The organism is Desulfobacterales bacterium, assembly GCA_021647905.1.
Taxonomy (GTDB): Bacteria; Desulfobacterota; Desulfobulbia; order Desulfobulbales; family BM004; genus JAKITW01.
The window spans coordinates 1-9,683 of sequence record JAKITW010000092.1 but is presented as its reverse complement, the minus strand read 5'-3'; the positions used below and the strand labels follow the sequence as shown (position 1 = coordinate 9,683).

11 protein-coding genes are annotated in these 9,683 nt (G+C 59.3%); 3 read left to right on the top strand and 8 right to left on the bottom strand.

Annotation, left to right across the window (positions count from 1 at the left end; genetic code table 11):
- Positions 1-488, top strand: a 488-nt coding sequence (locus L3J03_11485; GenBank protein MCF6291601.1) for a hypothetical protein, incomplete at its 5' end; no start/stop codon positions are given.
- Positions 489-523: 35 nt separating this feature from the next.
- On the opposite strand, the gene L3J03_11480 is transcribed toward L3J03_11485, so the two are convergent.
- The 8 genes from L3J03_11480 to nifE all read right to left on the bottom strand — a co-directional run bounded on the left by L3J03_11480 (position 524) and on the right by nifE (position 8,559).
- Positions 524-1,696 carry a pyruvate carboxyltransferase gene (locus L3J03_11480; GenBank protein ID MCF6291600.1) on the bottom strand — a complete coding sequence of 391 codons (1,173 nt, stop codon included), beginning with the start codon at positions 1,694-1,696 and terminating at the stop codon, positions 524-526.
- Positions 1,697-1,719: 23 nt separating this feature from the next.
- Positions 1,720-2,496: an ATP-binding cassette domain-containing protein gene (locus L3J03_11475; protein MCF6291599.1), complete on the bottom strand. Its 777-nt coding sequence runs from the start codon at positions 2,494-2,496 to the stop codon at positions 1,720-1,722.
- A complete protein-coding gene (gene modB / locus L3J03_11470; GenBank protein MCF6291598.1) occupies positions 2,486-3,154 on the bottom strand; it encodes a molybdate ABC transporter permease subunit in 669 nt (222 codons plus the stop codon). The genes L3J03_11475 and modB overlap by 11 nt, the downstream gene beginning before the upstream one ends.
- A gap of 6 nt (positions 3,155-3,160) precedes the next feature.
- Positions 3,161-3,907 carry a molybdate ABC transporter substrate-binding protein gene (gene modA / locus L3J03_11465; GenBank protein ID MCF6291597.1) on the bottom strand — a complete coding sequence of 249 codons (747 nt, stop codon included), beginning with the start codon at positions 3,905-3,907 and terminating at the stop codon, positions 3,161-3,163.
- Between the two features lie 27 nt (positions 3,908-3,934).
- Positions 3,935-4,246 (bottom strand): hypothetical protein, encoded by a 312-nt coding sequence (locus tag L3J03_11460; GenBank protein MCF6291596.1) that lies wholly within the window; start codon positions 4,244-4,246, stop codon positions 3,935-3,937.
- An 83-nt stretch (positions 4,247-4,329) separates the two neighbouring features.
- The gene (locus L3J03_11455) at positions 4,330-5,604 is read right to left on the bottom strand and encodes a radical SAM protein (GenBank protein ID MCF6291595.1); all 1,275 of its coding nucleotides are present in this window, start codon (positions 5,602-5,604) and stop codon (positions 4,330-4,332) included.
- Positions 5,605-5,755: 151 nt separating this feature from the next.
- Positions 5,756-7,114 (bottom strand): nitrogenase, encoded by a 1,359-nt coding sequence (locus L3J03_11450; protein ID MCF6291594.1) that lies wholly within the window; start codon positions 7,112-7,114, stop codon positions 5,756-5,758.
- Between the two features lie 44 nt (positions 7,115-7,158).
- Entirely contained in the window at positions 7,159-8,559 is a 1,401-nt protein-coding gene (gene nifE, locus L3J03_11445; protein MCF6291593.1) for a nitrogenase iron-molybdenum cofactor biosynthesis protein NifE, read from the bottom strand.
- A 421-nt stretch (positions 8,560-8,980) separates the two neighbouring features.
- Here nifE and L3J03_11440 point away from each other — a divergent pair, with 421 nt between their 5' ends.
- The gene (locus tag L3J03_11440; protein MCF6291592.1) at positions 8,981-9,370 is read left to right on the top strand and encodes a type II toxin-antitoxin system VapC family toxin; all 390 of its coding nucleotides are present in this window, start codon (positions 8,981-8,983) and stop codon (positions 9,368-9,370) included.
- Between the two features lie 5 nt (positions 9,371-9,375).
- Positions 9,376-9,615 (top strand): type II toxin-antitoxin system Phd/YefM family antitoxin, encoded by a 240-nt coding sequence (locus tag L3J03_11435; protein MCF6291591.1) that lies wholly within the window; start codon positions 9,376-9,378, stop codon positions 9,613-9,615.
- Positions 9,616-9,683: the final 68 nt, after the last annotated feature.

The window sequence follows — 9,683 nt, the reverse complement described above, 5'->3', positions numbered from 1 at the left end:
TTGCGAGACCGACAATATTGCGGGCGGCATATCGGCAATTTGTCGCGGACGGGGTGGAACAGGGACGCCGTCCCGATCTTGTCGGCGGCGGCCTGGTCCGGTCACTGGGCGGTTGGTCCGAGGTGAAGGCATTAAGGCGTTCAGGTATCCGAGAACTCGCTGATGAGCGTATTTTAGGGAGCGGTGATTTTGTCGAGCAAATCATCAAAGAAGCTGATGTCGGAATACGGACCCGTCTTTCAGCAAAGGATTGCCAAGGTGAGATTGCGAGAGTAATTTCTACGATCTGCCAAGAAGAAGGAGTCAACATCAAGGAACTTCGTTCCGGAAGTAGGCGGCGGCCGATTGCGGCGGCAAGGTTGCTGATAGCCCGAAAACTGGTTGAAGAATTAGGGGTGTCTCTTGCTGAAACGGCCAGACAGTCTGGTGTTTCCACCGCTGCCATATCCTTATCTCTGTCCAGATCAGCCAAGAAGAAGGTTTGTTAAATGAGAAAACAACGCATTTATTATAACCTGGGCGATCACAGGGGACGCCGCACCTGTCTCTGGTAACCGTTCACCGGGGTCAAGGAGTTGGGTAATCCCTCTGCCAGCGAGGCAACCAGTATATCGAACTCGGCCAGGGTGAGCGAGCCGCGGTTCTGTTTAAAAAAACTCCGCATGGTGGTTGCCAATTCGTCGAGTTGCGGCTCCGACAGGCTGTGGCCGGTGGCCGCGATCCGGTCGCGGATGGCCCGGCGGCCCAGCTTGGCGCCGAACCGAAGCTGACGTCTGGCGCCCACCCTTTCCGGGGCATAGGGCTCGTAGCTGGCCGGGTCCTTTTCCAGCCCCTGGAGATGGAGCCCGGTCTCGCAGGTGAATATTTCCCTGCCCACCACGGGTTGATGGGGCGGGATCGTCCGGCTGGACATGGCGGCCACGCTTCTGGCAAGGGGCGCCAGGCGGGATACATCATAGGCGCGGCCCCGGCGGAGTGAAAGATATCCGGCCACCTCTTCCAGCCGGGCGTTGCCGGCCCGCTCGCCTATCCCGGCCACCGTGACGTCGGCCCAATGGGCGCCGGATTCGAGGGCGTGCAGGGCATTGGCCGTGGCCATGCCGAAATCGTTGTGACAGTGGACCCCCACTTCCAGATCTGTTTTATTTGCCATCCGCCGGACCTGTTCCTTTATCGATGCCGGGTCGGCGATCCCCACCGTATCGGCCAGCCGGACCCTCCTGGCGCTGTGCTTCTCCGCCTGCCGGCAGACCGCGTCCAGGAACTCGCGATCCGCGCGGGTGCCATCCTCCAGCCCCACCGAGACATAGGGGAATCCCAGGCAATGCGCCAGTTGCAGGGAGGCGGTCAGGGTATCCAGGACCCATTGACGGTCCTTGCCCAGTTTCTTGGTGATATGGAGGTCGGATACCGGAATGGAGAGCGACAGGACGTCGGGTTTCAGGGCCGCGGCCAGCCGGATATCCTCGGCCCGGCAGCGGGACCAGAGGGCGAGCCGGTTGCAGCCGCCCTGTTGCCGGCACCAGGAGATCAACTCGGCCAGCTCATGGTCATGGGCCGTGGCAATGCCCAGTTCGATCTCCTCCACCCCGACCCGGCACAGTTGGGAATAGATCTCCTTCTTCTGGGCCAGGGTAAAAAAAACATTGACCCGCTGCTGGCCCTCGCGCAGGGTACTGTCCACCAGTCCTTTCATTGAAATCACCTCTTTTCAGGCTCCTAGCCCGTTTCGCAGGCCGTTGCCAGGCCGGGCGGCTGGAGCGATTCTTCCGGGGGGCGCGCCGGCCAAGACCCCGGTGAAACCGCGCCGATTATCCGTTTTTCCAGTTCCGCGTCGCAGTGGCCAAGGGCAAGACATTTTTCAAGCCAGGCCGGCGCTATCCTGCCTTCGGTCATTGGCAGCAGTTGATCGGCCAGCAGGGCGGCCTCCTGCAGGTCATGGGTCACATGGATAATGGGCAGCCGGAACCGGGACTTGTAGGCCAGCATATCCTGACGCAGTTTTCCCCTGGTCAGCGGGTCCAGGGCGGAAAAAGGTTCGTCTAATAATAAAACCTCCGGCTCCCGGGCCAGGGCCTGGGCCAGGGCGACCCGCTGCCGCTCGCCGCCGGAGATTTTTTGTACTCGGCGGTCCCTGAGATGGCGGATCCCGAACAGGCGCAGCAGTTCATCAACCCGGCGGGAGTCGCGGGCCCCGAACGCCACGTTGCCGGCCACGTTCAGGTGGGGAAACAGGGTGAACTCCTGGAACACATAACCCAGTTGCCGCTTGCGGGCCGGCAGCCATATCTTCTGGTCGGTATCGGCCCAGACCCGGCCGTTGCAGGTGATCCTGGCAAAATCGGGCCGTTCCAGCCCGGCCAGTATCCGGATGATGGTGGTCTTGCCGGCCCCGGACGGGCCGACCATGGCCAGCAGCCTGCCGGTGTCGCAGCCAAAGGCCACATCAATGGTGAACCCGGGCATCTTTTTTATGATCCGCGCCTCAAGTGCCATGGGCCACGCTCCCCCGGTTGAGATACATCACGATGAGCAGAACGAAATAACTGATAACCAGGAGCGCCAGGGAGAGCTGCCAGGCCTCCTGATAGCGCAGGGCCTCCACATACTCGTAGATGGCGATGGAGGCCACCCTGGTCTTGCCGGGAATACTGCCGCCCACCATCAGCACCACCCCGAACTCACCCATGATATGGGCAAAGGTGAGCACCGCGGCCGCGACCAGGCCGCCCAGCGCGTTGGGCAGAATCACCCGCCGGAAGATGGCGATGCGGGAGAGGCCCAACACTGCGGCGGTCTCCAGCAGCCGGGGATCGATCTTCTCAAAGGCGGTCTTCAAGGGCTGGACCGTGTAGGGCAGGCTGTGGGCCATGACCGCGACGGCGATGCCGGCAAAGGTGAAGAGCAACCCGTTACCGGTCATGGCGGCCCAGAACCGGCCCACCGGGCCCTGGGGACCCAGTACGGTGAGGAGGTAGAACCCCAGCACCGTGGGCGGCAACACCAGGGGCAGGCCGACCAGGGCCTCGAGCAGAAACTTGCCGGGCAAGCGGACATAGACCAGGAAATAGGTGAGCGGCGCAGCCAGGACCAGCAGCAGCACCGTGCTCACCAGGGCCAGTTTTCCGGAAAGATAGAGGGCGGTCATGTCCATGGTTCATCACTCATACCCGTAGCGGGCCAGGAGCGGTTGCATCCGGTCCGCGGTCAAAAAATCTAAAAAGATTTTCGCCAGTTCATTTTTGCCGCTGTTGACGATACAGGCCTGCTGGATGATCGGCCCGGCCTCGGCAATGGGGAATGATCTGCCCCTGCGGCCCTGTCTGCTCATGGCATAGGATGCGGAGACAAAGGCCGCATCCACCCCTCGGCTTACGCCGAACTGAAAGGCCTGGGCCACGGACTGGCCGTAGACCAGTTTTTCCCGCAACCTGTCCCACAGGGCGGCGGCCTTGAGGGCAGCGGCGGCAGCGGCGCCGTAGGGCGCGGTCTCCGGGCTGGGGATGGCGATCCGAACCACTGTCGGATCATTGAGCAGCTCCTGCCAGGTGGATATATGCGCGAATCCTTGCCGGGAAGTCCAGAGCACCACCCGTCCCCGGGCATAGGTTCGGGGCTCAGATCCCAACCCCTGTTCATGAAGCAGCCGCGGCCGTTTGCGGTCCGCGGCCAGAAAAACATCAAAGGGCGCGCCCCGGAGGATCTGGGCATAGAGCTTGCCGGTGGCCCCGTAGCTGGTCTCGATCCTGATCCCGGTCTCCTGGAAAAAAATTTCCGCGATCTCGGCCATCGGCCGGATGAAGTTGGCGGCCACGGCCACGGTCAGCCGCCCATTGGCCGATGCCGGAGCTGTGAAGCCGCCGGTCACCAGCAGGACGCTGAAAATTATGCAGAGCAGATAGCGCATATTCCGGCCGATTTCCCCCCACCCTCTTTAAACCCTGATCTTGTCAATGGGTCCCTCGTAGATGACCGGGGTAATGCCCAGTTTTTTCAACTCCTCGGCCGGCCTGTCGCCGATCCGGGTGCAGTAGACCCGCGCACAGCCCTCAAGGGCCGCGGCCACGGCAGAGAAACAGTCCTGGTCAAAGGAGTGGCTTTTATCGCCAACCGAGAGCGGGGTGACCCGCCGTTCCTCCCTTGGGGCCGGTCCCTGCTCGTCCAGGGTGTAGATATGAAAAACATCCGCCTTGCCGAAATGTTCGTTCACTGTTTTTCCGTTGGTTGTCACTATTGCTATCCGCATGATCTTCTCCCTTGTTTTCCCCTGGCTCCGGCACATGGGTATTATTTGTTCTGGTTCATCTATCCTGACCCCTGACCTCTTACTTATCCACAGCCGCTGCCAGTGCCCTGGCAGCCAGCGGAGCCACAGGAGCGCCGGGCCCTGAGCCCCTTGAGCGGCTTGTCGGCATACACCGCGTGCAGGCCGGCCTCGATGAAACCGCTGGCCTCGATGGTCTTCAGGCCGGACTGGTTCAATATCTGTCTCGGTGTCTCGCCGATGGAGCTGACCAGTACGGCCCGGCAGTCGGCCAGCAGCTTGGCCAGCTGGTGCCAGCGGCGGACACCGCCGCCCTGTTCCGGGGCCGGCCGTTCCTCGACCAGCACCAGGGAATCCTCCTTTTTTGCCCAGATCTGGAATCGGTCGGCCTCGCCCAGATGCTGGTTGACCAGCACCCCCTCCATGGTGGCCACCGCCACATGGGGCCGTTCCCGGCCGGGCAGCGGTTTTATGGTGGCGCAGGCGGACAGACAGCCGCGGAACTCCGCGGTCCGGTCATCATCGAGCAGCCCCACCGCATCGGCCCGGCAGCGGGTGCAGTGGCGCATCTGGGGCAGGTATTTTTCAGCAATATCGCGCAGCGTAGCCATGGTTTTTTTATCGGGCTGGGGGATATCGGCGAACGGGGTGCCGATGTTGGGGAACATGGCCATGCAGTTCAAGAGATCCACGCCCAGTTCCTTCATGGTCGCGGCCACCGCCTTGACATGATGGTCGTTGATGCCCGGCACCACGATGTTGTTGATCTTGACCGTGATCCCGTGCTGTTTCAGCTTTTTGATCGCGGCCAGCTGCCGGGCCAGGAGCAGTTCCGCTGCCTGGCGGCCGCGGTAGAGGATCTTGCCGTCCCGGACCCAGCCGTAGATATGCTGGCCGATCTCCGGGTCCACCGCATTGACGGTGATGGTGACGTGGGAGACGTTGATCGTGGCCAGTTCCTCGATATAGGGGCCGATATTCAAGCCATTGGAGGCCAGGCAGAGGATGGTCTCCGGATATTCCCGGCTGATCAGCCGCATGGTCTCCATGGTCTCTTCCGGGTTGGCAAAGGGGTCGCCCGGGCCGGCGATCCCGGCCACTGAGATCCGCGGCTCCTTTTCCAGGACCTTGCCCATATAGACCAGAGCCTGCTCAGGCGAGAGCACCGTGCTGGTCACCCCGGGCCGCGACTCGTTGACACAGTCATACCTGCGGTTGCAGAAGTTGCACTTGATGTTGCATTTCGGCGCCACCGGCAGATGGACCCGGCCGAACCGGCCCTTGACCTTGGGGTTGAAGCAGGGATGCCTTGTCATGTCTCTGGCTGTTATCGGTTCCATGGATAGTCGTCCTGTTCCGCTTATTTATTAAATGGTTATGTCCTGATTTCCTGCCTGAACCCTGTCCCCTCTTTTCCGCCCACCGGCCACTGTCCTCCGTCTTCTGTCTTTCGCCCTCCGTCCTCTGCCTTCCGTCTTCTGTCTTCTGTCATTACATATAGCTGTATCCCACCGAAGAGCTATCCTGCTTGACCTGGATCATGGTGTTGGCGATCCGGTCGAACAGATTCTGGGCGCCCTGGTAGCCAAGATGAAGGATCCGCTGGCCGCCGACCCGGTCATGGATCGGAAAGCCGACCCGGATCAGGGGGATCTCCAGCCGTTTGGCCAGGCCGTAACCCTTGCTGTGACCCAGCAGCAGATCAGGTGCCAGCTCCCGGGCCTGCTCCTCGATCTCAAAAAAATCCAGATCCTCGTGGATCTCGGGCAGTGGAACATTCATCTTGGCCAGCACCTTTTCAACGGCCCGGCGGAGCCGGCCGCTCTTGCCGCCCGAGGCGCAGAGCACCGGCACCACCCCGATCTCGGCCAGAAAGGAGGTGAGCCCGACCACCAGGTCCTCCTCGCCGTAGACCACCGCCCGTTTGCCGAACACATATTTATGGCCGTCGACCATGGCATCGACCAGCCGGCCCCGGGCCGCGTCGTGCTCCGACGGTATCGGCCTGCCGCTGATCTCGGTCAGGGTATTTAAAAAAACATCGGTCTCGCGGATGCCGATGGGCAGCCCCAGCCTTTTACAAGAAATCTGGAATGTCTTATCAAGGAATGCGGCCGCGGTCTTTTCCGGCAGGGTATGGCCGAACTCGATGGTGGCCTGTCCGCGGCCCATCTTGCGGATATCCTCAATCGGGGTGCCGCCCCTGGGAATCAGCGGGTAGTCGCGCAGGGCCGGGCCGTCCAGGGTCTCGGATAAATCAGGCAGCACGGTTGCGGAAATCCCGAAATCAACCAACAGTTGTTTCAGATAGCGCAGGTCGGCCGGCGAGACGAACCCGGGCAGCAGGTTGATCCGCTGGTCGGTGGGTCCTCCCCGGGCCAGCTGTTGCACCACCGATTGAACCGCGGCATGGAACCCCTCCATATGGGTGCCGCTGTAGCTGGGGGTCGATACCTGGACCATCAGCGGACTTTTTGTATTATTTTCCTGCTCGCGGTGATACTCGTGCAGGATCATTCCCACGTCGTCGCCAATGGTCTCGGTCAGGCAGGTGGTGGCGATCCCCACCAGGGCCGGGTTATACTTGGCGATCACATTGTTGAGCCCCTGCTTCAGGTTGGCCCCGCCGCCGTAGATGGCGTTTTTCTCGCCCAGGGCCGAGGAGGCGATATCAATGGGCTCGTTGAAGTGGCTGATGATATAGCGCCGCATATAGGTGGCGCAGCCCTGGGAGCCATGCAGAAAGGGGACCGCGCCCTCGATGCCGCGAAAGGCCAGGGCCGCGCCCAGGGGTTTGCACAGCTTGCAGGCATTGGTGGTGGCGATATATTTGGGGGCGATCTTGCTCATGCCGATAGTTCCCTCAGATTCCTGGATCCGTTTGACGCGCTCTGTTAAAGGTTTGCCTGTATTTTTTCTTCCCCTGCTGGCACGGATTCAAGGAAAGTTTCTTCCTGCTCCAGGCGGGGGACAAACTGCCAGACCGGGCTCATCACCGAGGAGTACACCTCCCGGGCAAAGTTGCGCATGCCCAGGAAACCGGCCAGGATCTCCTTACGTTCGTGGTTGTGGTCACAGAAACCGACCCCGAGCTTGTAGGCAATGGGCCGTTCCTTGACCCCGCCGACAAAGAGATCCACCTCTTTTTCCTTTAAGAAACCGGACAGCTCCAGGGGGTTGGAATCATCGACAATGATGGTGCCCGGATCGGTGATCTCCTCAAGCTCCTGGTAATCCTCGCGGGTGCCGGTCTGGGAGCCGACCATTACCACGTCCATGCCCAGCAGCCGGAAGGCCTTGACCAGTGAAAATGCCTTAAAGGAGCCGCCCACGTAGATGGCCACCTTCTTGCCGGCCAGATCTTTTTTGTACTGTTCCAGTTCCGGCAGCAGGGTGGACAACTCTTCCCGGACCAGTTCCCGGGTCCGGTCGATGAGAACCTGGTCCTTGAAGAAGCCGGCAATGTCGTAGAGTGCCTGGGCCATGTCCTCGACCCCGAAATAGGAGACCCGGATATTCGGGATCTGGTATTCTTCCTCCATCATCCGGGCCAGGTCCATGGTGGCGCCGGAGCACTGGACCACGTTTAAGGCCGCGCCGTGGCAGCGGCGGATATCGTCCACCCGGCCGTCGCCGGTGATATTGGCCACCACCTCGATGCCGATCTTTTCCAGATACTCGCGGATCAGCCAGATCTCGCCGGCCAGATTGAAGTCGCCCAGGATATTGATGCTGTAAGGCGAGATCCCGGCAGTATCAGCAGTACCCACCAGCTTGAACATCGCCTTGCAGGCCGCCTGGTAGCCGGCCCGTTTGTTGCCCTTGAATCCCTCGGACTGGACCGGCAGCACCGGAATATTTTTTTCTTCGGCCACTGCCCGGCAGACCGCCTTGAGGTCGTCGCCGATGATGCCGACAATACAGGTGGAGTAGACAAAGGCGGCCTTGGGCTGGTACCGGTCGATCAACTCGACCAGGGCCGCGTGGAGCTTTTTCTCGCCGCCAAAGATCACGTCTATTTCCTGGAGATCAGTGGAAAACGACAGCCGGTGCAGCTCCGGGCCCGAGGACAGGGCGCCGCGGATATCCCAGGTGTAGACCGCGCAACCGATCGGGCCGTGGACCAGGTGCAGGGCGTCGGCAATCGGGTAGAGCACCACCCGGGAGCCGCAGAAAACACAGGCCCGCTGGCTCACCGCCCCGGCCAGGCTGTCCTTGTTGCAATCAATATTAAGGGGCGCATCCCCCTTGCGGTGAATCTGTGCGGTCCGTTCCTGTAACACTGCTGAGTGCATGGTTTCCTCATTGGCTGATGGGTGACATTTATAGTCACTCTTCGCAAGGGTTGTGCCAGGGCACGATTTTTTAAAATAAAGGAGTTATTCCGTGAGGATATACGAGAGGTGACCGCGGGAGAGGGTCTGTTGCGGGCAGACCGGCAAGCGGACTGCATGTACGGATTGCGACAATAATGAAAACAAATGGACAAAAATGTGAGGCGGCCGGTGATGCCATCAACAAGGGCTCCGATGTTCTAAATGGAGAACAGGCATAGAAATGGTTTGGGGAAAAGGATGCCTTTGAGGAGAGACACCTTGTGTGGTGGAATCGTAAGCTCACAGGCACCGAACCTGCTTTGCCATCTGCCTGTCCGCATACCCGTAAGCCACAATGTGCAGCTTGACAAAGACAATATAAACACGTACAATTGTACCTATGAAAATCATTGCAGATACAAATACATTTCTTGCTGTTGCATTAAATGAACCGGAAAAGGATTTAATTATACGACTTACTGGAAGCTGTGATTTGGTTTCTCCGGAAGTTTTGCCTTTTGAGATTGGCAACGCATTAACGGCAATGTTGAAAAAAGGCTCGTTACAGGCGGATGAGGTGGCTTTGTCGTGGGAAATCGTGCAACATATACCTGTTGATTTGCGGAGCATCAACATAAAATCCGCCTTAAAAATTGCCACGGAATTTAACATATACGCCTATGATGCCTATTTTTTAGAATGTGCTGATAACCTTCGAAGTCCGTTACTTACTCTCGACCGTGGCATGAAACGAATTGCCCGGAAAATGGGGATTAAAATTTTGGAGTAAATATCATGAAAGTATATACTTATTCTGAAGCGAGACAGCGCCTTGCCAGCATACTTAATATCGCCCGAACTGAAGAAGTTGTTATAAAAAGGAGAGGCGGGGAAACTTTCTCAATCATTTTTAGAAAAAGCGCAAAATCACCATTTGATGTTCCAGGTATTGATACCAGGGCAACCACAAACGATATTCTTGATGCAGTTAAAAAATCAAGGGAACGATTTGCCGGATCAGATGTTCAAGATTGAAGGGCAGGGATGAGCGGGATGGAGAAGGGGACACAAGTTGCTTTAGTACCAGCGTCCCCTTCGCCTTC